At 67.0% G+C, this 24,025-nt stretch carries 27 protein-coding genes; 10 read left to right on the top strand and 17 right to left on the bottom strand.

Annotated elements, in window-relative coordinates:
- Positions 1-79 precede the first annotated feature (79 nt).
- From ABE423_RS07165 to ABE423_RS07150, 4 genes are read right to left on the bottom strand one after another with little or no spacing between them, the layout of a single operon-like run.
- Complete coding sequence (locus ABE423_RS07165; protein WP_346485578.1) at positions 80-1,393, bottom strand: HAMP domain-containing sensor histidine kinase; 1,314 nt, start codon at positions 1,391-1,393, stop codon at positions 80-82.
- Positions 1,390-2,130: a response regulator transcription factor gene (locus ABE423_RS07160; protein ID WP_049443785.1), complete on the bottom strand. Its 741-nt coding sequence runs from the start codon at positions 2,128-2,130 to the stop codon at positions 1,390-1,392. Before ABE423_RS07160 ends, ABE423_RS07165 begins: the two co-directional genes overlap by 4 nt.
- A gap of 58 nt (positions 2,131-2,188) precedes the next feature.
- On the bottom strand, positions 2,189-2,734 hold the full coding sequence (locus ABE423_RS07155; protein WP_346485576.1) for a redoxin family protein: 546 nt from the start codon (positions 2,732-2,734) through the stop codon (positions 2,189-2,191).
- Positions 2,735-2,737: 3 nt separating this feature from the next.
- On the bottom strand, positions 2,738-3,532 hold the full coding sequence (locus tag ABE423_RS07150) for an alpha/beta hydrolase (protein ID WP_346485574.1): 795 nt from the start codon (positions 3,530-3,532) through the stop codon (positions 2,738-2,740).
- Positions 3,533-3,874: 342 nt separating this feature from the next.
- Here ABE423_RS07150 and ABE423_RS07145 point away from each other — a divergent pair, with 342 nt between their 5' ends.
- From ABE423_RS07145 to ABE423_RS07125, 5 genes are all read left to right on the top strand, one after another.
- On the top strand, positions 3,875-4,519 hold the full coding sequence (locus tag ABE423_RS07145) for a DoxX family protein (protein WP_088025044.1): 645 nt from the start codon (positions 3,875-3,877) through the stop codon (positions 4,517-4,519).
- Between the two features lie 100 nt (positions 4,520-4,619).
- A complete protein-coding gene (locus tag ABE423_RS07140; protein ID WP_346485571.1) occupies positions 4,620-5,096 on the top strand; it encodes an EF-hand domain-containing protein in 477 nt (158 codons plus the stop codon).
- A 56-nt stretch (positions 5,097-5,152) separates the two neighbouring features.
- Positions 5,153-5,998, top strand: a complete 846-nt coding sequence (locus ABE423_RS07135; RefSeq protein ID WP_346485569.1) for a DUF692 domain-containing protein — start codon at positions 5,153-5,155, stop codon at positions 5,996-5,998.
- The gene (locus ABE423_RS07130; protein ID WP_346485567.1) at positions 5,991-6,776 is read left to right on the top strand and encodes a putative DNA-binding domain-containing protein; all 786 of its coding nucleotides are present in this window, start codon (positions 5,991-5,993) and stop codon (positions 6,774-6,776) included. Before ABE423_RS07135 ends, ABE423_RS07130 begins: the two co-directional genes overlap by 8 nt.
- Before the next feature lie 2 nt (positions 6,777-6,778).
- Positions 6,779-7,417, top strand: a complete 639-nt coding sequence (locus tag ABE423_RS07125) for a hypothetical protein (protein WP_346485565.1) — start codon at positions 6,779-6,781, stop codon at positions 7,415-7,417.
- Positions 7,418-7,465: 48 nt separating this feature from the next.
- On the opposite strand, the gene ABE423_RS07120 is transcribed toward ABE423_RS07125, so the two are convergent.
- The 9 genes from ABE423_RS07120 to ABE423_RS07080 all read right to left on the bottom strand — a co-directional run bounded on the left by ABE423_RS07120 (position 7,466) and on the right by ABE423_RS07080 (position 15,066).
- The gene (locus ABE423_RS07120) at positions 7,466-7,870 is read right to left on the bottom strand and encodes a hypothetical protein (protein ID WP_346485563.1); all 405 of its coding nucleotides are present in this window, start codon (positions 7,868-7,870) and stop codon (positions 7,466-7,468) included.
- A gap of 72 nt (positions 7,871-7,942) precedes the next feature.
- Complete coding sequence (locus tag ABE423_RS07115; protein ID WP_253145477.1) at positions 7,943-9,079, bottom strand: metallophosphoesterase; 1,137 nt, start codon at positions 9,077-9,079, stop codon at positions 7,943-7,945.
- A 133-nt stretch (positions 9,080-9,212) separates the two neighbouring features.
- Positions 9,213-10,751 carry a TerC family protein gene (locus ABE423_RS07110; protein ID WP_180889626.1) on the bottom strand — a complete coding sequence of 513 codons (1,539 nt, stop codon included), beginning with the start codon at positions 10,749-10,751 and terminating at the stop codon, positions 9,213-9,215.
- A gap of 43 nt (positions 10,752-10,794) precedes the next feature.
- Positions 10,795-11,019 (bottom strand): helix-turn-helix transcriptional regulator, encoded by a 225-nt coding sequence (locus ABE423_RS07105; RefSeq protein WP_032127628.1) that lies wholly within the window; start codon positions 11,017-11,019, stop codon positions 10,795-10,797.
- Positions 11,019-11,486, bottom strand: a complete 468-nt coding sequence (locus ABE423_RS07100) for a DUF2975 domain-containing protein (RefSeq protein WP_125893794.1) — start codon at positions 11,484-11,486, stop codon at positions 11,019-11,021. The genes ABE423_RS07105 and ABE423_RS07100 overlap by 1 nt, the downstream gene beginning before the upstream one ends.
- Before the next feature lie 183 nt (positions 11,487-11,669).
- A complete protein-coding gene (locus tag ABE423_RS07095; protein WP_100437520.1) occupies positions 11,670-12,251 on the bottom strand; it encodes a hypothetical protein in 582 nt (193 codons plus the stop codon).
- Between the two features lie 128 nt (positions 12,252-12,379).
- Positions 12,380-12,883, bottom strand: coding sequence for a GNAT family N-acetyltransferase (locus tag ABE423_RS07090; RefSeq protein ID WP_346485560.1), 504 nt, complete (start codon positions 12,881-12,883; stop codon positions 12,380-12,382).
- A gap of 14 nt (positions 12,884-12,897) precedes the next feature.
- Positions 12,898-13,335 (bottom strand): hypothetical protein, encoded by a 438-nt coding sequence (locus ABE423_RS07085; protein ID WP_125893731.1) that lies wholly within the window; start codon positions 13,333-13,335, stop codon positions 12,898-12,900.
- 72 nt (positions 13,336-13,407) lie between these two features.
- Positions 13,408-15,066 carry a GGDEF domain-containing protein gene (locus tag ABE423_RS07080; RefSeq protein ID WP_346485558.1) on the bottom strand — a complete coding sequence of 553 codons (1,659 nt, stop codon included), beginning with the start codon at positions 15,064-15,066 and terminating at the stop codon, positions 13,408-13,410.
- On the opposite strand from ABE423_RS07080, the gene ABE423_RS07075 reads away from it, so the two are divergent.
- Positions 15,059-15,226: a hypothetical protein gene (locus tag ABE423_RS07075; RefSeq protein WP_346485556.1), complete on the top strand. Its 168-nt coding sequence runs from the start codon at positions 15,059-15,061 to the stop codon at positions 15,224-15,226. The genes ABE423_RS07080 and ABE423_RS07075 overlap by 8 nt on opposite strands.
- 86 nt (positions 15,227-15,312) lie before the next feature.
- On the opposite strand, the gene ABE423_RS07070 is transcribed toward ABE423_RS07075, so the two are convergent.
- Together ABE423_RS07070 and ABE423_RS07065 are read right to left on the bottom strand one after the other, a co-directional pair.
- Positions 15,313-16,338 carry an AI-2E family transporter gene (locus ABE423_RS07070; protein ID WP_012510371.1) on the bottom strand — a complete coding sequence of 342 codons (1,026 nt, stop codon included), beginning with the start codon at positions 16,336-16,338 and terminating at the stop codon, positions 15,313-15,315.
- Between the two features lie 135 nt (positions 16,339-16,473).
- On the bottom strand, positions 16,474-17,322 hold the full coding sequence (locus ABE423_RS07065) for an isocitrate lyase/PEP mutase family protein (protein WP_125893729.1): 849 nt from the start codon (positions 17,320-17,322) through the stop codon (positions 16,474-16,476).
- A gap of 108 nt (positions 17,323-17,430) precedes the next feature.
- Between ABE423_RS07065 and ABE423_RS07060 the strand changes: the two genes are divergently transcribed.
- Entirely contained in the window at positions 17,431-18,327 is an 897-nt protein-coding gene (locus tag ABE423_RS07060) for a LysR family transcriptional regulator (protein WP_107433637.1), read from the top strand.
- Here ABE423_RS07060 and ABE423_RS07055 read toward each other — a convergent pair.
- The gene (locus ABE423_RS07055; RefSeq protein ID WP_132809508.1) at positions 18,315-19,367 is read right to left on the bottom strand and encodes a sensor domain-containing diguanylate cyclase; all 1,053 of its coding nucleotides are present in this window, start codon (positions 19,365-19,367) and stop codon (positions 18,315-18,317) included. The genes ABE423_RS07060 and ABE423_RS07055 overlap by 13 nt on opposite strands.
- A gap of 104 nt (positions 19,368-19,471) precedes the next feature.
- Complete coding sequence (locus tag ABE423_RS07050) at positions 19,472-20,479, bottom strand: LacI family DNA-binding transcriptional regulator (protein ID WP_049398862.1); 1,008 nt, start codon at positions 20,477-20,479, stop codon at positions 19,472-19,474.
- 95 nt (positions 20,480-20,574) lie between these two features.
- Here ABE423_RS07050 and ABE423_RS07045 point away from each other — a divergent pair, with 95 nt between their 5' ends.
- Genes ABE423_RS07045 through ABE423_RS07035 form a run of 3 tightly spaced genes read left to right on the top strand, consistent with a single transcriptional unit; the run spans position 20,575 to position 24,009 of the window.
- Positions 20,575-21,627: a sugar phosphate isomerase/epimerase family protein gene (locus tag ABE423_RS07045; protein WP_049422750.1), complete on the top strand. Its 1,053-nt coding sequence runs from the start codon at positions 20,575-20,577 to the stop codon at positions 21,625-21,627.
- Between the two features lie 27 nt (positions 21,628-21,654).
- Positions 21,655-22,872: a nucleoside permease gene (locus tag ABE423_RS07040; RefSeq protein ID WP_346485552.1), complete on the top strand. Its 1,218-nt coding sequence runs from the start codon at positions 21,655-21,657 to the stop codon at positions 22,870-22,872.
- A gap of 12 nt (positions 22,873-22,884) precedes the next feature.
- On the top strand, positions 22,885-24,009 hold the full coding sequence (locus ABE423_RS07035; RefSeq protein WP_346485550.1) for a Gfo/Idh/MocA family oxidoreductase: 1,125 nt from the start codon (positions 22,885-22,887) through the stop codon (positions 24,007-24,009).
- Positions 24,010-24,025: the final 16 nt, after the last annotated feature.

The following is a 24,025-nucleotide window of genomic DNA, read 5'->3' as shown; positions in this document are numbered from 1 at the left end:
GTAGATCCACGCCATGCGTGGATGCTCTCGCGTCGGGGTCAGATCCCTTTGCTGCGGCAAACGGATCTGACTCCGCCGGTTACCCCGGCAGCTGCAGCTCCGCTCGCAAGCCACCGCCCTCGCGGTTGTGCAGCCGCAGTGAGCCGCCCAGCGACTGTGCCAGCTGCACTGCGATGGCCAGGCCCAGGCCGGTGCCGCCGGTATCGCGGTTGCGCGAGCTCTCCAGCCGATGGAACGGCGCCAGCACCGCCTGCAGCTGGTTCTCGGGAATGCCCGGGCCACGGTCGGAAATGCTGATCCATACCCTGCCGGCCTCATCGCGGCCCGCCCCGATCTCGGCGGCGCCCGCGTAGCGCACTGCGTTGTCGACCAGATTGCCGACCACCCGTCGCAGCGGCTGCGGCCAGGTCTGCACGATCAGTCCAGCGGGTGCACCGCCACTGACCGGCTTGCCCATGTCCTCGTAGTCGCCGACCACGCTGGCCAGGAACGCACCCAGGTCCATCGACACTGGCGCGCCACTGGCGACGTGGCTGCTGCGCGCATAGGCCACGCCTTCCCGCACCAGTTGCCCAAGGTGGTCGAGGTCGGCCAGCAGTCGCTGCTGGGTGCTGTCTTCAGGCAGGGTCTCCACCCGAAGCTTCATGCGCGTGATGGGGGTCTGCAGATCGTGCGAGATCGCTGCGAGGATCTGCAGGCGCTCGCTGACATGGCCACGAATGCGTGCCTGCAGCGCGTTGAGTGCAGCTGCCGCACCGCCTACTTCCGCAGGACCATCTTCAGGCAGTGCCGGCCCGTCCTTGCCCGGCTGCAGCTGTTCCACCGCCTGCGACAACTGCTGCAGCGGGCGCATGGCCAGGCGCACCGCCAGCCACGCGCACACCAGCAGCAACGCCAGCTGCACGAGCAGCACGGCGGGCAACCAGCGCGCCAGCGGCAGACCCGACGGGGTGACTTCAATGGTCAAGGGTGTGCCATCGTGCAGTCGCAGTTCCACCTCGAACCGCTCCGGCAGGCGAGCCACCTGGCGCGCCTGCAACGGATAGCGATGCTGCAGGCTGTCGTCAATGATCGCGGTGACCTGGCGTGCACGATCGGTCTGCAGTCCCGGCCCAGCCGCAGCCGGGCGCAGCAGGTAACGGTAGGTGCGCCGCTCCAGCCGCGGCACCCAGGCATCGCGCTGGTCCGCGGGCAGGTGCTCCAGCAGCGCGACACTCACGGCCACGTCTTCATCGAGGTTGCGCAGCATCATGCTGCGGGTGGACTGATAGCGTTCGAAAAACAACAAGCCGAAGGACAGCGCGTGGGCCAGCGCCAGTCCGCCCAGCAGCACCAGCAGCAGCCGCGCCGACAGCGTGCGCGGCCAGCGTAGACGGCGTGCGCCGGTGTTCATTCGTCCGGCCCCAGCAACTGCACCGGCACGCTGAACACATAGCCTTCGCTGCGCACGGTCTTGATGTAGGTCGGCTCGCGTGCGTCGTCACCCAGCCGTTGGCGTACGCGGCTGACCAGCAGGTCGATCGAGCGGTCGAACAGTTCGGCATCGCGGCCCTGGGTGAGGCTGAGCAGCTGGTCACGGCTGAGCACCCGATTGGCGTGATCGAGGAATACGCGCAACAGGCGGAACTCGGCACCACTGAGCGGGTACGCGGTGTCCTGCGCATCCAGCAGATGGCGCGCGGTGGTATCCAGGCGCCAGGCACCGAAGGCCAGTTGGCGACCGGCTTCGCTCACCTGCAGGTTTGGCGGCAGCATCCGGGTGCGACGGATCACCGCATTGATGCGTGCCAGCAGTTCGCGGGAAGAGAACGGCTTGGTCACGTAGTCGTCGGCGCCCATTTCCAGACCGATGATGCGGTCGGTCTCGTCGTCGCGTGCGGTCAGCAGCACCACCGGCACCGCACGATGCTTGCCGGCACGCAGGTTGCGGCACAGGCTCAGGCCGTCCTCGCCTGGCATCATCACGTCCAGCACCACCAGGTCCACCGCATGGGTATCCATCAGTGCACGCATGGCCCGGCCACCGTCGGCCTGGCTCACGCGCAGGCCGTTGCGTTGCAGGTAGTCGGCCAGCATCTGGCGGATCTCGCTGTCATCGTCGACGACCAGGATGTGCGGTACAGGGTTCATTGCGTTCTCGATGAAGGCAGGGGGACAGCGCCGCGCGGCGCGGCCATGGTAGCGCGCCTCAGGGGTTGGCCAGCTGGCGCTGGATCTCGCTTTCGGTATGTGCGTAGTCGCCCTCGCCGTAATGGCGGTAGACCACCCGCCCCTGCCGGTCGAGCAGGTACAGCGCGGGCCAGAAGCGGTTGCCCCACGCGTTCCAGATCCGGTACTGGTTGTCCTGCACCACCGGCCAGGTGATATCCAACCGTGCGATGGCCTTGCGCACGTTGCTGGGCAGCCCTTCATAGGCGAACTCGGGCGTATGCACGCCGATCACCCTCAGGCCCCGCGACGCGTAGCGTGCATGCCACTGGTGGACGTATGGCGCCACGTTGAGGCAGTTGCTGCAGGTGTAGGTCCAGAACTCGACCAGCACCACCTGCCCCTGCAACTGCTCCAGTGTGAGCGGTGGGCTGTTGTGCCAGGGCCCGCCACCGTCGAACTCGGCGGCGGGAACGGCCTGTGCCGGCTGCGCATCGGCCCCCGGGCTGGGCCAGGCCATCAACAGCGCAGCCCCACCCAGCAGGCCCATCAGCAACGGCAGCGCGTACGCACGCAGGGCGGCCATCGCTCAGCCCCCCTGCTCGGCCAGCGGCAGTTCCGCCGGCTTCACCCCTGCCGCTTCCAGGATGCTGTCGGCCACCTGCGCCGGATGCGAAAGCAGCGATACATGGCTGCTGCCGATCGATTGCAGCTGTGCACCGATGCGACGTGCGGTCGCGGCCTGCAGCTGCGGCGACAGCATGCGGTCATCGCGGCTGAGCACGTACCAGCTCGGCTTGCTGCGCCACGCCGCCACGTTCACCACCTCGCCCAGCGCGCTGGCCTTCAACGGGACCTGCGTGCTGTACAGCAGTGCGGCCGATTTTTTCATCACGTCCGGCGCGAAGTCCTGGGCGATGGCATCAGCCGGCAACGTCAGATAGCCATCCCTTTCCTGCAGTCGGGCCAGGCCCGGACCGACCGGGAAACCTTCGCCCTGTTGCGCCGAAGACTGCCCTGCATCCGGTGCAAAGGCCGCCACGTACACCAGCGCCTGCACCTTCGGGTCATTGCCCGCCTCGGTGATGACCGTACCGCCCCAGCTGTGGCCGACCAGCACCACCTTGCCGGGTGCAGCGGCAATCGCACGGCGGGTGGCGGCAACATCGTCGGCCAGCGAAGTGAGCGGATTCTGTACGGCCACCGCCGGCAGCTTCCAGTCATGCAGGGTACTGATGACCTTGCTCCAGCTGGAGCCATCGGCGAACGCGCCGTGCACCAGGATGACGGTGGGCGGTGCAGCGGTACCGGCCTGGGCAGCGAAGGCGGGGGCTGCGGCGCCGGCAAGGGCGAGAGCGGCAGCAAGCAACGAGGTACGGATCATGGGTGGCACTCCGGTGTTGGGAGTGGCCATTTCCCCCTGCCGGTGTATCGGCGCTGTTTCTCCGCGGCACGGAGTTGTACCGGACTGTAGGGCGCAGGCGGGTTTCTACAGTGGGATACATTCGGCCGCCGGGCCCGACCAGGCGCTACCGGGTGGATATCGCTGCCCGCACGCGGGCGCGCAACGCCCCGATGTGCCCCGACACATCGTCTTTGTATCTGACTGTACGAAACCCCGGCCGCGGCCACAGTCGCTGACAAAACCCCGGGCAACGGCACACGTTGCCGATACCTGCGCCGCCTGAAATGGCCTCCATCGACCACTGGCCCGCAGGACACCACCATGATCAGCACCGCCTCTTCCGTGTATACCCCCCGCCTGGACGCCGTCGGCCGCTGGCTCTCGCCATTGGCGCTGCGCACCCTGCTGGCCTGGGAGTTCTTTGAATCCGGCCGCGAAAAACTGGGCGGCCAGAACTGGTTCGCCGACCTGGAAGGTCGCTTCCCGTTCCCGTTCTCCGCCCTGCCCGCATCACTGAACTGGCAGCTGGCCACCTGGCTGGAACTGGTGGGTGCAGTGATGCTGCTGCTCGGCCTGGCCACGCGCTCGGTGGCTTATGTGTTCTGGGTGCTGACCGTGGTCGCCATCGCCGCCGTGCACTGGCCCGACCAATGGAACGGCCTGGGCGAACTCTGGCAGGGCTATGCAATCACCGACCAAGGCTACGGCAACTTCAAGCTGCCGCTGCTGTTCCTGGCCATGCTGCTGCCACTGATCCTCAACGGCGGTGGCGCACTCAGCGTCGACCGTCTGCTGGCCGGCTCGCAGCACGCCCCCGTTGGCAATGACGGCCTGGGTTGGGGCGTCAGCCTCATCGCCCTGCTGCTGCCGGTTGCCGCGCTGCTCCCCGGCATCGGCTTCGGCGGCGCCCTGCTCGGCGGTGTGCTGCTGGTGGGTTACGTACTGCGCCGTCGCCGCAACGCCTGATCCGCTTCGCCCCTTCACCGCGCTTCTTCCCTTCGTTTCCGTCGCCTTCAAGCGGCGTCCATCCCGCACGCCCCGCGTGCTTTCCCAAGGAGTCACCACCATGTCCGTCTCGACCAAGACCACCCCCTCCTCCCGCCTGCCGCGCATCGGTGCCATCGGCATCGCCCTGGCCGGTGGCCTGCTGCTGGCCGGCCAGGCCGCGGCGATCCAGCCACTGGCGATCAGTGCCGTGGCCATGAGCGCTGCCGCCGAAGGCAAGTGCGGTGAAGGCAAGTGCGGGGGCAACAAGACCGCCACCGGCAAGCCCGCCGGCAAGGCCAAGGTGGCCGAGGGCCAGTGTGGCGAAGGCAAGTGCGGCGACGCCTCGTTTGCCCGCACCGACCGCGACCACGATGGCCGGGTCTCGCGTGCCGAGTTCAACGCTGTGGCCGCCAAGCGTGCCGCCGAGTTCGACCGCATCGACACCGACCACGACGGCTACATCAGCGAGCAGGAAGCGCACGACTACCTGCGCAGCGTCTACACCGCCAACGGCAAGCCGATGCCGAAGGGCCTCTTCTCCCGCGTAGCCGATTGATCGACGTTCAACCGGCGCCGCCTCCGAGGCGGCGCCCTCTCCCTGGAGCATCCGTCATGAGCCTGCCCCTGCCTTCCGATGCCGCCGGTCTTGGCCTGCGCCGTGGCCTGATCGCCGAACTGCTGGCCATGCCGGCCGGTGCCATCGACTTCCTCGAAGTTTCGCCCGACAACTGGATCGGCGTCGGCGGTGCACACGGTGCAGCGCTGCGCAGGTTGAGCGAACGCCACCCCCTGACCTGTCATGGCCTGTCGCTGTCGCTGGGCGGTCCTGATCCGCTGGACCGCACCCTGCTGGCCCAGACGCGTGCCTTCCTCGACCTGCACCAGGTGCAGCTGTACAGCGAACACCTGAGCTACTGCGCTGCCGGTGGCCACGTCTACGACCTGCTGCCGCTGCCGTTCACCGCCGAGGCCGTGCATCACGTCGCCGGCCGCATCGCCCAGGTGCAGGAGATGCTGGGCCGACGCATCGCCGTGGAGAACATTTCCTACTACGCCGTTGCCGGTGCGGAGATGAGCGAGATCGACTTCATCAATGCCGTGCTCGCCGAGGCGGACTGCGACCTGCTGCTGGACGTCAACAACGTCTTCGTAAACGCCTGCAACAACGGTTACGACGCCTTCGAATTCCTGGCCCGCGTGCCGTCCCACCGTGTCGCCTCGCTGCACGTAGCGGGTCACTTCGATGAAGACGATGGCTTCAAGATCGATACCCACGGTGCGCCGGTGAAAGGTGTGGTCTGGGCGCTGTTGCGCGAGGCCTATGCGCGGGTTGGCGTGCGTCCCACTCTGCTCGAACGCGACTTCAACTTCCCGCCACTGGCCGAGTTGCTGGCCGAGGTCGCGCAGATCCGCCAGGCGCAGACCGAGGCACATTGGCCCGAGGTGGCCCATGGCTGAGTCGCTGGCCACCCTGCAACGGCGTTGGGCCGACCATGTGCGCGACCCATCAATGGCCGCACCCGATGGCATCGAGGCGCGCCGGCTGGCGGTGTACCGCCGCCTGTGCATCGACAGCCTGGACACCCTGCTGGCTGGCAGCCTGCCACGCCTGCAACACCAGTTGGGCATGCCGCGCTGGCGCGACACCGTGGAGCACTACTACGCCAGCCATACCTGTCGCACCCCGTTGTTCCCACAGATCGCCGGCGAATTCGCGGCCTGGCTGGCGATGCAGGACGCGGTGGCACTGCCGGCCTGGGCAGCGGAACTGGCGCACTACGAGAGCACGCAGCAGTCGCTGCACATTGAAGCGCGCGCCGCCGGGCGTTCGCTGCACCGCGTTCCGGTGGACAGTGATGTGCTGGCGGTTTCGCCGCTGGTGCAGGTGCTTGGCTACCGGTGGCCGGTACATGTGGACGAGATGTTGGAACCGATGCTGGATGCAGCTCCCACGCTGCTGCTGATGCGCCGCACGCCTGAATTCAGTCTGCGTGTCGAGGAACTGGCCCCGCTGGCCTATGCAGTGCTGTTGGCCTTCGGCGATGACGGCACACGTGTGGATGACGTATTGCAGACCGTGGCTGAAGCACATGGTGTCGCGCCGGATGAACTGCGTGCGGCCTGCATTCCAGTGCTGCGCGACCTCTGCAAAGCAGGCGTTCTGGTTGCGTCGACCGACCCCGGGGGGGGCCGGCGGGCGGCCGCCACTACCCCCTCTCCTTTCTTCGAGGCCTGATCATGACTGTTTCCAACACGTCCTTCCTGCACGGCTGGCGCCTGTTCGTAGCCATCAGCGTGGTCCTGATCGCGTTCGCACTGACCGCCTTCACTCTGTATCCCGATGCAGCCGAAGGCAGCCGCGCGGCGATCCGGCTCACCGCCCGCACATCGTTCCTGCTGTTCCTGGCGGCATTCACGGCATCCTCCTTCGCCACCCTGCTGCCCGGCCCGTTCACCCGGTTCCTGCTGCGCGAACGGCGCATCATCGGCCTATCCTTCGCGTTCTCGCACCTGCTGCATGCAATCGCCATCACCAGTTTCGGCATCCTCAACCCGGCGTTCTGGCCAGCACGCTCAGCGATGGCCAACCTCCCGGGTACGGTGGGCTACCTCGCCATCCTGGCGCTGGCCATCACCTCGCACCGGGGGCTCGCCCGGCGCATGGGATCCACGGCCTGGCGTCGCCTGCACGTGACCGGCATGTGGATCATCGCGGCGGTGTTCACCTACTCGTACTTCAAGCGCGTGCCGGGTAACTTCTGGTATGCGGTGCCATCGGCGCTGCTATTCACCGCCTTCGTGGTGCGCTGGATCGCCAAGCGGGCGCAAGCGCTGCGTCGAAGTGCGCATGCGCGGCCGCCGCTGCGGGCGGCCTGACGGGCCGGGGTCAGATCCCTTTGCCAAGCGCGAAGGGATCTGACCCCATCAGCCGTCACGTGTGGGGCGGTAGGCAGCGTAGGCATTGAGGATCTTCTGCAGCCGCGCGTGTTGCTTCGTCCCCATGGCTACCCGCTGCACGCGCTTCAGCAGCGTCTTCCACATATATCCGGAACGGAAGAAGTACGGGCGCACCTCAAGGAAGGTCAGCACGACATCCACCGTATCTGGATCGCGTTCGGCAAGTTGCTTCAGCGCGTTGGCGTAGCCCCCCGGGAAAGCAAGCTGTTCATAGCGCTGGTTGTATTCCGCGCAGGCTGCCACGTGCCGCTGCATTTCTTCCGGGCCACGCCAGCGCGCGCCAGCGGCTTCGCGGATGGCTTGGCGCAGCCGATTGATCTCGTCCGCATTGGCGCGGATAAGACGTTCCATGGGTGCGCGGGGATGGGACATGGTTCCTTCCATTTGGTTTGTCAGGGGTCAGATCCATTTCCCGCAGGCAAAGGGCTCTGACCCCACTTCAGGTCACGGGGCGCGGCGCAGGGTGATCAGGGTGATCTCCGAAGGAACGCCGATGCGTGCCGGGAAACCGGCCCACAGGCCAGCACCATTGCTCACGTACAGTGTCATGCCATCCACCTCGTAGCGACCGGACACATAATCGCCATTGGCGCGCTTCACCAGCTGGTCCATGCCGATGATCTGGCCGCCATGTGTATGCCCGGACAGCTGCAGCTTCACCCCACGCGCGGCCGCCTCGCGTGCGTTGCGCGGGCGATGGTCGAGCAGGATCACCGGCGCGCCCGGATCGGCGCCAGCCAGCGCGGCCTCCAGGTCCGGCAGCGGCAGACCGTAGCGTGCGGCCACGGGGTCGGTGACGCCGGCAATGGTCAGCGCCGCATCGCCGCGCCGCACCTGCAGGTGGCTGTTCTCCAGCACCTGCATGTGCAGTGCGCGGAACGCCTGCATCCACGCCTGGTACTGCGCGTAGTACTCGTGGTTGCCGGTGATGGCGATGACGCCGTCCGGTGCATGCAGATCAGCCAACGGGCGGGCGTCCTCGCGACGCGCCTCGACACTACCGTCGATCAGATCGCCGGTGATCACGATCAGGTCCGGCGTCAGTGCGTTGCTCTCGTCCACCACCTTGCGCACCCAGTCGCCAGTCAGCAGGCGGCTGGCATGGATGTCGGTCAGCTGCAGCACGCGATAGCCATCGAACGCGGCAGGCAAGCCGGCAATGCTCACCTCGATCTGCCGGGGCTTGGGTACCGCCATGCCCTGGCTGACGCCATAACCGCTCACGAGCAGGGCCAGCAGACCTGCCGTCGGCCGCAGCTTCGGCGCGCGCAGGACCGATACAGTACGCGGCCAGCGCAGCAGGTGCGACAGCAGCAGGCCGGCGTCCAGCACCAGCATCACCAGCGCCAGCAGCAACACGGCAGTGGAGCCGGTGGCCAGCGTGGCGATGGCCAGCTTCGGTATCTCCGGCGAGGCCATCGTGCCCCAGAAGGTGGCTACGATGCGCAGCTGCACGGCAACGCCCACCAGCAGCAGCGACAGCACGACCTTCATCCAGATGGGCATGCGCAGTGGCCAGAACAGGCGCCAGGCCACATACAGGCCCATCAACAAACCGATCGTACTCAGCACTGCAACCATCCGGGAAGGAAAACGGGCCCGCCATGGTGACGGTTGCCGGCAGTGTTGTGTAGAGCCGAGCCCGTACCCGGCTGCTCAGGAGGCAGTCGAGCATGGCTCGACTCTACAGAGGGCCAGTCGAGCAGGCTCGACTCTACGAAAGCCCGATGCGTTCCACCCGCAGGCGGGCGATGCGACGCTTCTCCATTGCCAGTACGGTGATGCGTACATCCGCAATCTCCACCGTGTCACCGATGTCCGGCAGGCGCCCCAGACGCTCCAGCACCAGACCGGAGATGGTCATGTAGTCGGCACTGCGTGGCAGCGAGACGCCGGCCAGGCGCTGCAGGTCGTCCAGGGTCAGCGCACCGTCGGCCTCCCACTGGTTCTCGCCCTGCGCCTCCACGCCATAGCGCTCGTCCTGGGTGTCGACCAGGTCACCGGCAATGGCCGCCAGCAGATCGTTGGCGGTCACCAGGCCTTCCACACTGCCGTACTCGTCCACCGCTACCGCCAACGGCACCGGGTGCTGGCGGATCAGTTCCAGCGCCTGCAGTGCGCTGGCGCTGGACAGCACGTACTGCGGCTCGCGCAGGTTGCCCTCCAGCTGCAGCGGCCTGCCCTGCAGCAGGTCGGCCAGAAGGTCGCGGCTCTGCACCACGCCGCGCAGGCTGTCCAGGTCGCCATCACCCACCAGCAGGCGGGTGTGCGGCGATGCCACCAGGCGTGCCACCACATCCTCCTGCCCACGTGCCAGGTCGATCCACTGCACGTCGGCACGCACGGTCATCACGCTCGACACCGGGCGATCAGCCAGGCCCAGCACGCTGCGGATCATCTCGTGCTCGGCCGGCTGCAACCGCTCTTCGGCATCGACGTGTTCGTCAGCGTTTTCGTCGTCGTGGCCATTGGCCGGGCGCGCGCCCAGCATGCGCAGCACGGCGTCGGCGGTACGCTGGCGGAAGGGCTGGCGACGCTCGTTGCGCTCGCGATTGAAGCGCACCCACTGGTTGAAGGCTTCAACCAGGATCGAGAAGGCGATCGCCGCGTACAGATAGCCCTTCGGAATCTTGTAGCCCAGGCCTTCGGCCACCAGGCTGAAACCGATCATCAACAGGAAGCCCAGGCACAGCACCACCACCGTGGGGTGCTTGTTGACGAAGCGGGTCAGCGGCTTGCTGGCCACCAGCATCAGCACCATCGCGATGGTCACCGCGGCGTACATCACGCCCAGGTTGTCGACCATGCCGACCGCAGTGATCACCGAGTCCAGCGAGAACACCGCGTCGAGCACCACGATCTGAGCCACCACCATCGCGAAGCTGGCGTAGACCTTCTTGCCATTGTCCTCATGCTGGCGGCCCTCCAGTCGCTCGTGCAGTTCCATCGTGCCCTTGAACAGCAGGAACAGACCACCGCCCAGCAGGATCAGGTCACGCCCGGAGAAGCTGTGGTCGAACAGCGTGAGCAGCGGTTCGGTCAACTTCATGATCCATGCCAGCGCGGCCAGCAGCACCAGCCGCATCAGCAGGGCCAGCGCCAGGCCGATCACCCGCGCGCGGTCACGCTGGTGCGGCGGCAGTTTGTCGGCCAGGATCGCGATGAACACCAGGTTGTCGATGCCGAGAACGATCTCCAGCACGACCAGGGTTGCAAGGCCCATCCATATCGAGGGGTCAGCCAACCATTCCATTTCAGGTCCGTTTCGTCAGTAGGTAAGGGAAAAGGGGAAACACTCAGTCAGCCTCCTGCGCCTGCGCCGGGTCATGCCCGAGCAGGTCACCGGGCGTGCACTGCAGCTCACGGCAGATCGCATCAAGTGTGGAAAAGCGGATGGCGCGCGCCTTGCCGGTTTTGAGGATCGACAGGTTGGCCAGGGTGATGTCGATGCGCCCGGCCAGCTCGGACAGGGTCATGCCCCGTTCCTGCAGCATGCGGTCCAGGGTGATGACAATCGCCATCAGATGACACCGTCGAGGTCATCGCGCATTGCCGCACCCACGACAAACACGCGTGCCAGCACGAACAGCATCAGCACCGCGACCAGGCCGGTGATCGACATGCCGCCGCCCACCTCCATCCAGGTGAAGTCCGGGCCCATCCAGGCGGCGTAGGCGCCGATCAGGATCGACAGCACCTCCATCGACAGCATCAGCCAGGCCATGCGCTGCAGGCGCTGTGCATTGGCGTGGGTGAACGGCCGCTCGCGCGCCGCCGACTTCAACAGCCGCAGCAGGTGGCGCAGGAACATCAGGCACAGCACCAGCAGCGCGACGATCGCGCCCAGGCCCAGGCAGAAATGCAGGAACAGGCCGCTGCCATGCACGGCAGCGGCATCAGCGTCGTGGATGCTGTCGAGCAGCCAGCTGCGGTCGTGGGCGACCAGCGGCACGGCCAGCAGTGCGGCCAGGATGCCCAGCCAGCACATCGCCCGCACCGCCTGTACGGCGGCCTGGGCCAGGGTGAACAAGCCTCGCGCGGGTCTGGCGCGGGCGGGACGAGCGGTCAAGCGGCCTCCGGCATTGGGGGTGGCCTCGCCGCCCCGGGTGAATTTATCGATAAACGATATACCACTTGCCGCGTGAAAGGCTGAATCGCGAGCGTGGGCCCTTCAGGGCCCAGGCGCGCCCTGCGCCAGCATCGCTTCGCCCGGGGCCGCCGAGGCCATCGCCTGCACGCCGGCTTCGGCCGCCTGCCGTGTGACCAGGCGGAATCGCACCTGCAGCTTGCCCTGCCCCGGCGTGGCCCAGCCGTACTGGATGGCCACCTGATCGGCCGACAGCGGCCCACGCCCTGGCAGCGACCGCACCTGCAACGGCTTCGGTGCGGCCTGCACCAACCGGGCGAATCCCTTCTGCACGACCGCCGCGTCGGCCTTTTCGGCGTAGACAGTACACGTGCCATCGTCAGCCCAGCTCACCGCATAGCGGCCACTGGCCAGAGGCACCATCCAGGCCACGCCCGATTGCCCCTGCAACAGCGTCGCGGCTTCGGCGGGCTGCAACGGCGACAGCCCATTGGATTCCATCAGCGACTGCAACCGCGCCGGGGCACCGATGTGCTGCATGCAGGCGGTGTCGAACAGCTCGCTGAAGGGATCCTGCGCCGGAGCCTTGGTCTTGGCAATACGCGCGGGTTGCGCCACCGCCAGGGTGGGCAGCAGGGCCAAAGCCAGCCAGAACACAGGACGCATCGGGATTCCACGCTACGGAAAACAGCAGGGAGGATGGCAAAGCCCGGGCGCCACGCGCAATGGGTCATGGCTTGACATGCGTAGATGACGCCCCCGGGTGCACCGATGATGCCGGCCAGCGGCCGGCACTACCGGGTGCTGTAGCGGTAGACCAGATCATCCGCATCGCTGCGCACGGCGTTCGCATCCAGCACCCCGCCCAGGCGCCGCGCGACGGCTTGTGATGCCAGGTTGTCCGGCGCCATGTAGCTGACCAGCGTCGGCAGCCGCACCACCACGAATGCCCAATCGCGTAGTGCACCGGCCGCTTCAGTGGCAAAGCCCTGCCCTTCATGGCCGTCGTACAGCAACCAGCCCAGCTCCTTTTCAGGAAACAGCGGGCCATGATTGATCCCGACCTGGCCGATGCAGGCTCCCGTATCGGCACGCTCGATCATCAACGCGCCATGGCCGAACAGCTGCCAGCTGGCCAGGTCGTGGCAGAACTGCCCCCACGCGGCGACCTCACCAAACGGACCGCCCATGCCGCACGCACGCGGCGACGCCAGGAATGCGGCGTAGACCTCGAAGTCATCGAGCCGTTGCGGGCGAAGCCGCAAGCGTTCGGTGTAAAGCGTGGGAATCTCGAGCATACCGTCGCGCGACCTCAATACACCGCCAGGTGGCCACAACCGCGGCGCTGTGGCTGCCCTTCCATCGTCACCTGCACGCTGGCCAGGGTGTCCACACCTTCGGCAGTGCGGCACGACTCACGCTTGATCTCGACGATGGCGGGCTGCTGGCCAAGCTCGCCGTTGAGCACGATCAGCGAGCTCGGTGCATCGGCCGGCTGCCCCGGATAGCGCAGCGTGCCCTTGAGGGTACGGCCGTCAGCGCTGAGGCTGGCATCGTGGTTGCCCTGGCCGGTGGAGGCGATCTCAATGCTCCAACCCGCACCGCCGCCGGTGAAAGCCGGCACCGGGCTCAGGTCGGCGGCAACCGAGGGGTGGCGTGGCGCATCCGCAGCGGTCTGCGACGAAGTGGAGGTACAGCCGGCCAGCATCCCGGCCAGCAGCGCTGCAGCAACGACGGGGCGAACGGTCATGATGCGCTCCTGCCAAATGGTCGAAGGTCCAGTCTAGGCAGCCATGCGTGCGCCAGCGATGAACATGATGTTTCAGCGTGGAATGCGCCCACCACCGGCGACCCGCACGCGGTCGCGGCCCTGCGCCTTGGCCTGGTACATGGCCGCATCGGCGGCACGCAGCAGGGTCCGCCAGCCCAAGGCGTCGGTAGCACCGCGGGCCACGCCGAAGCTGGCGGTCACCCGCAGCACGGTACCGCCGGCCACCACGATGTCCAGCTGCTGCAGCGCAAGCCGCAGCGATTCGGCCAGCTGTCGGCCAGCGGCCAGGTCACCGTCGGCCAGCAGCACCAGGAACTCCTCGCCACCATAGCGGGAAATGCTGTCGCTGCGGCGAAGATGGCGCTGCAGCAGTTGCGCCACCTGTACCAGCACTTCATCACCCGCATCGTGGCCATGACCATCATTGATCGATTTGAAGCGATCAACGTCCAGCAGGATCACCACTGCGCTCATCCGCCCCTCGTCGTGGCGCTGCTGCACCAGTTCCTCCAGCGCGCGACGGTTCAGCAGTCCGGTCAATTCATCGGTGCCGGCCAGCTGGCGCAGCTCGCTGGTCAGCGCCGAGCGTTCGCGCGACTTCTCGCGCAGCACTTCAATCGCATCGAACAGGCGCTGCATCTCGGCCAGCGGATGGGTGACATGCTGCTCGGGCCCAGGCGCTTCGGAGGCAATCTGGATCACCTGCCGTTGTGCCTGCAGCAGAGGCCGCAGGATCTGCAGATGCGCGATACGCAGCGCCACACCCAGTACCACCAGGGTTCCCAGCGCGGTGGCCAGAAGTACCGCCAGCCGCGTGGCCTCCCGGTTGCGGGTGTGCTCGAACCTGGCGATGGACACACTCAGGTAACCGTCACGCAGCGCCTCAAGCGACTGCAGGGTCGGCACGTAGCGCGTGGTGAACTCGGCAGCGGTCCACGGCGGCGGCAGGCCACGCCGCCCGTCGTCGATCAGCTGTTCGATCATCGGCAGTGACTCGCCGAAGAACTGCCGGCGCGCCATATCCCAATGCCAGGACAGCGTCGGATCACTGCGGAACACCGATTCGTGGCTGCCGGCCAGCCGCCACAGTTCCAACAGGCGGCCCTCGGTCTGCAGCGCCGCGCGCACCTGTTCGTTGCGCCAGGCACCGGGTACCGCCACCGGCGCCATCACGTTGGAGGCCAGACGCCCGCCGTGCTCGCGCAGGTCGATCAGCACCTGGCCCTGCATGGCTGGAATCGCCGCTTCGCGGTCGGCCCTGACCAGTACGTTGATCTGTGCCGAGGTCAGCAGGTGCAGGCGGTCGACCACGGCAAACATGCCGCTGATCGCGCGCTCCACGTCTTCGACGCGTCGTGCGTCGCGCGGCTGCGCTGCCACCCGGTCCACGCCCGCGCGTGCCGACTGCAGGCGACGTTGCGCGTCCGCCAGCATCCCATGCTCATCCACCACGCCCGGATCAGCCGTGAACACGGCATCCAGCTGCTGCAGCGCGGTGTCCACACGCCTGCGCACCACCGCCAGCTGCAGCGTAAGCCGCGCATGCTCGCTGGCATCGGCCGGGTCGGCACCGAGCAGGCTGTTGGCCGGGCCGCGTTCGGCCGAGACCAGGTTGGCCAGGTCGAAGGTCTGGCGCAGCTGGCGCAGGCTGACCAGGTTGTCCTCGGCAGCGCTGTAGCGCAGCGTGCCCTGGACGAGCGCGATGGCCATCAACGGCAGCGTACAGACCACGAACGACCCCGCCAGGATCCAGACCCAGGTCCGCAGTCCGATGGGCGATGCCTTGCCGGCCATGCAAATTTCCCCTGAAGTGCGGATCACTGTAGCCGCCGGTCCCGGCAGCGCCAAGCCAGTGCCGCGCGAACCGTGACCATGGGTATACCGCAGCCACCGCGAACGCGCCGGCAAGGTCTCACCCCGCGCCGGGCTGGGGCGAATGCGTCACACCCTGCCGTACTAGATCCAGCGCTGGTCGACCAGTTCGCGCTTCACGTAGGCGTAGAACACCGGCGCCGCCACCAGGCCGGGCAGGCCGAACGCCGCTTCCATCACCAGCATCGCCAACAGCAGCTCCCAGGCGCGGGCCTGGATTTCGCCGCCAACGATGCGCGCATTGAGGAAGTACTCCAGCTTGTGGATCACGATCAGGTACAGCAGCGCCGCCACGGCCACGTAGAACGAGACCGACAGCGCGACGATGGTGATGATGGTGTTGGAAATGATGTTGCCCACCACCGGCAGCAGGCCGGCGATGAAGGTGATCAGTACCAGGGTCTTGGACAGTGGCAGGTGCACGCCGAACAACGGCAGCACGCCCAGCAGGAAGATGGCGGTGAACACGGTGTTGAGCAGCGAGATCTTCACCTGCGCGAACACCACCTGGCGGAACGCGGTGGCCAGGCGGCTGGTGCGGCCGATCAGCTCCTGCGCCAGCGGGCCCATCTTCGGCAGCGGCAGTTCGTCATACAGCGCGATCATCGCGCCCAGCACCATACCGATCAGTACGCGTACGCCCACCTGCACCACCGAGGTACCGGCCACGCCCAGCTGGCGCTGATGCTCGGCGGCCCAGTCGTTCAGTGCCGTGCGCAGCGCCGGCATGTCCTCGGGGATGTACGGCTGCAGCAGCGCCGGCACCTGGTGCCGCGACGAATTGAGGATCTCCATCAGCCGCGCCAGCAATGCGTCCGGTCCACCGGTCTCGTTGCGGAAAAATGACGCCACGCCGATCCCGGCCAGCACCAGCGCGCTGATGATCACCGCTGACAGCACGATCACCGCGATCGCCCGCGCCCGGCCTGGCGGCAGCTTGCCCTCCACGGTGGAGGCCAGCAGGTGGGTCAGCTGGAACACCAGCAGGCCCGACAGCAGGGTCACCACCAGGCCCAGCTTCAACGCCAGCCACATGCCCAGCAGCATCATCAGCCAGGCCGCGATCCTCGGGACGGGGGGCTTGGGCTGGGCAACGAGGGCGTCTTGCATGGGCGGCACGTCCGGGCAGGGTGGCCCATGGTAGAGGATTGGCGGCGATGATTCCGGGTGCAGGATGAACAGGCAACACACGCGGATTCCGCCGCCCCTTCTCCGTCCATCGGCACGTCCGCAATCACGCCCGGATCACACCCGGTCCAGTGCCAGATACCGCGCCGTGCGCACGATCGTCTCACGCTCGCCGAAGCTGGCCAGCTCGCCGGCAACACGCCCGCTGTCGCCAGTCGCTGCGATCTCCTGCAGGGTGCGCTGCATGGCCCGGATCGCAGCGCGCTGCAGGTCCGAGGGAATGATCACCAGCCGGTAATCGAGTTCGGCCAGCCGCGCCACCGGCACCAGCGGCGTCTTGCCGCTGTGGAACATGTTGATCAGCTTCGGCCCGGGAACCTGCTGCGAAATCACCTCGATCTGCTCCAGCGTTTCCGGTGCCTCGACGAAGATCATGTCCGCGCCCGCGTCCACATAGGCCTGCGCCCGTTCGATCGCCGCATCCAGGCCTTCGCAGGCGATGGCGTCGGTACGCGCGATGATCATCAACTCCGGGTCGATCCGCGACTGGCAGGCGACACGGATCTTCGTGCACATCTCGCCCGCGTCGACCAGCGTCTTGTCATCCAGGTGTCCGCAGCGCTTGGGGAAGGCCTGGTCCTCGATATGCAGGGCGGCAACGCCTGCCCTTTCGAACGCGCGCACCGTGCGTTCAACATTCGCGGTGCCGCCGAAGCCGGTGTCAGCGTCGGCGATCACCGGCAGATCGCAGGCATCGACGATCCGTTCAACCTGCGCAAGCACTTCGCTGAGGCCGAGCAGGCCGATGTCCGGCACGCCGGCCGAACGTGCAATGGCGCCGCCGCTGGCATAGACCGCATCGAAGCCGGCCAGCTCCACCAGGCGTGCCGACAATCCATCGAATGCACCTGGCGCAATCACGCTGCCCTGGCGGAGCAGATCGCGCAGCCGACGTGTCTTTTTCATGGGGTCTCCCTTGTCGTTGGACATCTGCCGTGGGATACCGATGATGTTGCCGCCAGCGGCGACCGTCCAATACCGTGTTCGTACAGCACCAGAACGTTTGAGGTTCCAATGGAACTGCGGCACCTGCGCTACTTCGTCATGACTGCCCAGCTGCAGAGCTTCACCAAGGCCGCCGAGGCCCTGCATATCGCCCAGCCGCCGCTCGGGCAGCAGATCCGCGCCCTGGAGGAAGAGATCGGCACACCGCTGTTCCACCGGCAGGGACGCGGCATCGTGCTCAGCGATGCTGGCCAGGTATTCTGGAAAGCCGCGGAGGACATCCTCGCGCGCGTCGACCAGGCCAAGGAGGAGGCGCTGCGCGCCGCACGCGGCGAGGTCGGCACGTTGACATTGGGGCTGACCGAATCGGCGACCTACAACGAGGCGGTCACCGCGCTGATGCGCAGCTTCCAGCGGGCGCATCCGGCAGTGCAGGTGCGGCTGGTAGAAGATGGCAGTGAATCGCTGGTCCGGCGCCTCGATGATGGCGAGCTCGATGCAGTAATCGTGCGCCCGCCGTTTTCCAATACCGGTGAACGGATGACACAGCAACTCAGTGCCGAACCCCTGGTGGCAGTACTGCCGGCCGATCACCCGTTGGCGTGCCGGACGAGCATCGCGCTGATCGAGCTGCGCGACGAGCGCTTCATCCTGTTCTCGCGGAAATCGGGCCAGGGCCTGAGTGCAGACGTCGTCGCTGCCTGCCGCAGCCAGGGCTTTGCGCCTACCATCCAGCAGGAAGCGCCGCAGGTGGCTTCGGCGATCAACCTTGCCGCTGCCGGCCTGGGCATCGCCATCGTGCCGGCCTCGATGCAGAGCATGCACCGCAGCGGCCTGGCTTTTGTTGCGCTGGAACTGGGCATGCCGACCACTACGCTGCAGTTGGCGGTGCGCTGCAAGCCTCCGGCAACGGCCGCCCAGCTGCTGGCCTGCGCCAGAGACGTGTCAACACCTCATTCGCCATAGCTGGCGTTGTTCTTGCCCTGGCGCTTGGCGTGGTACAGCGCGCGGTCGGCCAGTGCCAGCCAGTCCTCGACGCTGCCACCGCGCGGCGTCGCCGCGATTCCGATGCTGACGCTGAACTCGATGCCCGGGGTTGCCTGCCGTGCTGCCTCCAGAAGTTGCAGCCGAACCCGCTCTGCCACATGCATCGCATCGACGGGCGCACAGTCCTGCAGCAGCACGACGAACTCGTCGCCTCCCAGCCGCGCAGGGGTATCGCCAGGCCGGGCGAAGGCGCGCAAGGTGGAGGCGATATGGCGCAGCACTTCGTCCCCGGCGCGATGACCGTGCGAGTCATTGATGCGCTTGAAGTCATCCACATCAAGCATCAGCAGGCAGGCAAAACCACCCTGCCCCTGCGCCTTGTCCAGTGCCTGCTGCGCACGGACGATCAGGAAGCCGCGGTTGGCCAGCTCCACCAGCGGGTCCATGCGGCTCAGCCGCTTCAACTGGCGGTTCTGCGATTTCACCCGCCGCGCCAGCTGCCAGCTGAGGATGCTGAGGCCGATGCCGTAGACGAACAGGAACGGCACGCTGAGCACGATCGTGCGCTGCGATGACACCGGCTGGTAAGGAAACCCGAGCCCCCACCAGGTGAGCGCGAACCCCACCACCAGTGCCAGTGTGGCCCGTACCGCCAGCTTCACCCCACCGGCGGCGATCTTGTCGGCGACCAGCAGCGCGGCGAACAACGCACTGGGTACCACGCTGAGCCCCATGAAGGCGATCCAGCCACCGCCAAAGAAGGAATCAACCACCATGCAACGGAACTGGACCACCGCAGGCTGCCGTGAGCGCTGGGTCAGCACCAGCGCGAGCGCCGGCCATGCCAACGCATTGAGCAGCAGCAACGCCCAGGCCAACACACCGTCCTGACGTTCAAGAATGATCGAGGCGATGGGAATCGCGCCCAGCCCATTGCCCACGAAGCGCATCCAGCCGATGCGACGTGCCGCGCCGATGCCTTCGACCGCGACTTCCGTCGAGTCCGTCAAGAACGGCATTGCCGACCCCCTTGCGCGATCGCACGCCCTTGCCGGGCGGCCTCTGGTGAGTCTGACAGCTCTGCGTCAATTCGGGATCAAGGATTCACGGCGGTTACCCTGCCTCACCCACGCCTGGGTGGCGCCGTTGAACCCCGCAGCATCAGGCTGAAATCCAGCGTCTGCTGCAGCGGCACATCCATGTGCTCGATGATGGCAAGCAGCAGGTTGACCGCGCGCTCACCGATCTCCCGCATCGGTTGCCGGATGGTGGTCAACGGCGGCGTGAGGTAGCGGGAAGATGCCAGATCATCGAAGCCGACGATGGACAGGTCCTCCGGCACGCGGATGCCCAGATCGCGGCAGGCCGCCAGGGTGCCCAGCGCCATCTGATCGCTGAAACAGAAGATCGCCGTTGGCGCAGACATGCCGTCCAGCAGCGCCATGGCAGCCGCATGGCCGGATTCCACCGAAAAGTCACCCGGCACGATGTTCAGCTGGCGCAGGCGTCCACGCGCCTTGCTGGCCGCCCGCACCCCTTCCAGCCGTTGCTGGTGCAGCGGATTGTCCGGCGGTCCGCCGACCACGGCGATCCGCTCGTGTCCCAGCCCATACAGATGCTCCATCACCACGCGCGCGGCCGCGGCGTTATCGATATGGACGCTGGGAATGCCCAGTGCGGGGTCGAACTCGCAGCCGTTGATCACCGGCGCGGCGGCACCGCGCTGCTGGACGATCTCGCGCGCCGTGGGCGGCAGGCGGTGCCCCAGCACGATCATGCCATCAGCCTCGTTGCGCCGGAGCATCTGCGCATAGCGCTCCTCGCGGTCGGGTTGATGCTGGGTATCGCCGAGCAGAACCGCATAGCCGACCGCCTGTGCGGCGTCCTCCGCCCCCTGCAGGATCTGCGCGAAGAACGGATTTGCGATGTCCGGGACGGTGACCAGGATCTTGCCGCTGCGCTGGGTCTTGAGCGTGCGGGCCACTGTGTTGGGCACATAGCCCAGTGCGGCGGCGGCCTGCTCGATGCGCGCGCGGGTAGCCGGCAGCACTTTGTCCGGCCGGGAAAGCGCCCGCGACACCGTGCCTGCGGAGACGCCGACGTGCTTCGCGATGTCGTAGATGGTGGCCATGGCGTTAGTTCTCCTGTCTGCTGTGCAGTGCACAACAGGTCCTGCGTGAGCCCCTGCTAGGATAATGCAATCGATTGCATCGAGGGCGAATCACGTTGAAGACGCTCAAGGGTCCAGCGCTGTTCCTGGCGCAGTTCATCGGCGACACAGCTCCTTTTGATCGGCTGGACACGCTGGCCGGATGGGCCGCGGGTCTGGGCTATTCTGGCGTACAAGTCCCCACCGGCGCGCCCCACCTGTTCGATCTGGCCGAGGCCGCGCGCAGCCAGGCGTACTGCGACGACGTCGCCGGCATGCTGGCCGGTCATGGCGTGCAGATCACCGAGCTGTCCACCCATCTGCAGGGGCAGCTGGTCGCGGTGCATCCGGCCTACGACAGTCTGTTCGACGGATTCGCGCCGGCGGACAAGCGCGGCGATCCGGCTGCCCGCCAGGCTTGGGCAGTCGAGCAGCTTCTGCTGGCCGCCAAAGCCAGCCAGCGCCTGGGGCTGACCGCGCATGCCACGTTCTCCGGCGCATTGGCCTGGCCCTATTTCTATCCCTGGCCGCAGCGTCCACCGGGACTGGTGGAAGAAGCCTTCGCCGAACTCGGCCGCCGCTGGCGCCCGATCCTCGATGCCTTCGATGCCTGCGGCGTGGATCTCTGCTTCGAGATCCACCCAGGTGAGGACCTGCACGATGGCGCGACCTTCGAACGCTTCCTCGACGTGGTGGATCATCACCCCCGCGCCAAGATCCTGTACGACCCCAGCCACCTGCTGCTGCAGCAGATGGACTACCTGGGCTTCATTGACCGCTACCACGCGCGCATCGGCATCTTCCACGTCAAGGACGCGGAGTATCGCGCCAGCGCGAGCAGCGGCGTGTATGGCGGCTACCAGGACTGGATCGATCGTCCGGGCCGGTTCCGTTCGCCCGGTGATGGCCAGATCGACTTCAAGGCGATCTTCTCCAAGTTCGCCCAGTACGACTTCCCCGGATGGGCGGTACTGGAATGGGAGTGCTGCCTGAAGCACCCGGAGGACGGCGCACGCGAAGGTGCCGCCTTCATCCGCGACCACATCATCCGGGTGACCGAGCGCGCCTTCGATGACTTTGCCGACAGTGGCACGGACGCCGCATCACTGCACCACATGCTGGGAATCTGAGCCATTACCGCCCCGGGAGGGCAAGCCATGTCGCACGCCATGTCGCGCTTGGGCGCGATGATGTTTCTGCAGTTCTTCATCTGGGGAGCGTGGTTCGTGACCCTCGGGACGTACCTGGTACAGGGCCCGCTGCAGGCCAGCGCCAGCCAGGTGGCCACCGCCTTCCTCAGCCAGTCGATCGGCGCGATCGTGGCGCCGTTCCTGGTCGGCCTGATCGCCGATCGCTACTTCGCCGCGCAGCGCATCCTAGCGGTGCTGCACCTGGCCGGCGCGGTGCTGATGTGGCTGGCGTCCACTGCTTCCAGCTTCAGCATGTTCTCGGCCTACGTGATGGGTTACATGCTGCTGTTCATGCCCACGCTGGCACTGGCCAACAGCGTGGCGATGCGGCACATGCAGTCGCCCGAGAAACAGTTCCCGCTGGTACGCGTGGCCGGCAGCATCGGCTGGATTGTCGCAGGCGTGCTGATCGGCTGGCTGGGCTGGGAGCAGGCCCATCGGCTTGAACTGACGTTCCGCATGGCGGCGCTGGCATCGCTGGTACTGGGCCTGTATGCGTTCACCCTGCCGCACACGCCGCCACTGGCACAGCAGCGCGATGCCGGGCTGGGGCAGATCCTCGGGCTGGATTCATTGCGGCTGCTGAAGTCGCGTGCCTACCTGGTGTTCTTCCTGGCGTCCATCGCCATCTGCATCCCGCTGTCGTTCTACTACAACTTCACCAATCCGTATCTCAACGACCTGGGCGTGCGCGGCGCAGCGGGCCTGCAGTCGCTGGGCCAGGTTTCCGAGGTGCTGCTGATGCTGGCCATGCCGTTCCTGTTCGTGCGGCTGGGGGTGAAGACCATGCTGGCGGTCGGCATGGCGGCGTGGGTGGTGCGCTACGTCCTGTTCGCCTTCGGCGATGCGGGCAGCGGCTTCTCGCTGCTGGTGATCGGCATCGTGCTGCACGGCATCTGCTACGACTTCTTCTTCGTCACCGGCCAGATCTACACCGATGCCCATGCCGGCCCCGCCGTGCGCAGCAGCGCGCAGGGCTTCATCACCCTGGCCACGTACGGCGTGGGCATGCTGATCGGCACCTTCCTGTCCGGCGCGGTGGTGGAGCACTTCACCACCGAGGCCGGCCCCGACTGGCAGCAGATCTGGCTGTTCCCGGCTGGCGTCGCGCTGGTGGTGCTGATCGCCTTCCTGCTGCTGTTCCGCGACCGGCCCGCCGTGGCCGCCGCATCTTCCACACGCTGAGGATTCGAGCCGATGCCAACGCTTGGAATCGCCATCGTCGGCGCCGGCATGATCGGCGCCGTGCACCGCCGCGCGGCCTTGCTCGCCGGTGCCGAGGTACGCGGCGTTGCCGCTTCGTCAGCGCAGCGCGCGCGTGAGATGGCGCAGCTGTGGAATGTCCCGCGCGCCTATCGGGACATCGAGGAGGTGATCGCCGATCCGCAGGTGCAGGTCGTGCACGTCTGCACGCCAAACCATCTGCACCGCGCGATGGCGCAGGCCGCGCTGGAAGCCGGCAAGCATGTGATCTGCGAGAAACCGCTGGCGACCACGCTGGACGATGCGCAGGCCCTTGCAGCATTGGCCGCCTCAACCGGGCTGGTCGCCACAGTACCTTTCGTTTATCGCTACCACCCGGTGGTGCGCGAGGCACGCGCACGCATCGCCGAAGGTGATCTGGGGCCACTGCACCTGATCCACGGCAGCTATCTGCAGGACTGGCTGCTGGACCCGGCCAGCAACAACTGGCGCGTGGACCCGGCGTTGGGTGGCGCATCGCGCGTGTTCGCCGACATCGGCTCGCACTGGTGCGACCTGGTGGAATGGGTCAGCGGCGAGCGCTTCGCCGAAGTCAGCGCGGCGTTCTCTACGGTCATCGCCGAGCGCGGCGCCGTCAGCGGACAGAGCTTCAGCACGCCAACCGCAGCCAGCGCAATGCAGGCGGTAACGAGCGAGGACGTAGCGGCGGCGATGTTCAGGACCGGCGCCGGTACGCTGGCATCTCTGACGGTCAGCCAGGTCTCGGCCGGACGCCACAACCGCCTCTGGTTCGAGATCGACGGTGCCAAGGCCAGCGTGGCCTTCAACCAGGAGGACGCCGAGCGCCTGTGGATCGGCCTGCCCGACCAGCGCGAGGAGATCTTCGTGCGCGGACCGGGCGCCGGCGGTGCCGAACAGCGCCGGCTGTCGGTGTTGCCGGCCGGCCACGCGCAGGGCTACGCCCAGTGCTTCGAAGCGTTTGTCGCCGACACCTATCGCGCCATCGAGGGCGAGCGGCCGCAGGGCCTGCCCACCTTCGAGGACGGCCTGCGCTCGGCGCAGATCGTCGATCGTGTCATTGCATCAGCCAGGTCGCGTGCCTGGACCACCATCGGTTGAATCCCGGGAGGATCTG

Source organism: Stenotrophomonas sp. TWI1409 (assembly GCF_039673015.1).
Taxonomy (GTDB): Bacteria; Pseudomonadota; Gammaproteobacteria; order Xanthomonadales; family Xanthomonadaceae; genus Stenotrophomonas; species Stenotrophomonas maltophilia_A.
Note: the sequence above shows the minus strand (reverse complement) of the source record. Positions and strands in the feature narration are given on the sequence as shown.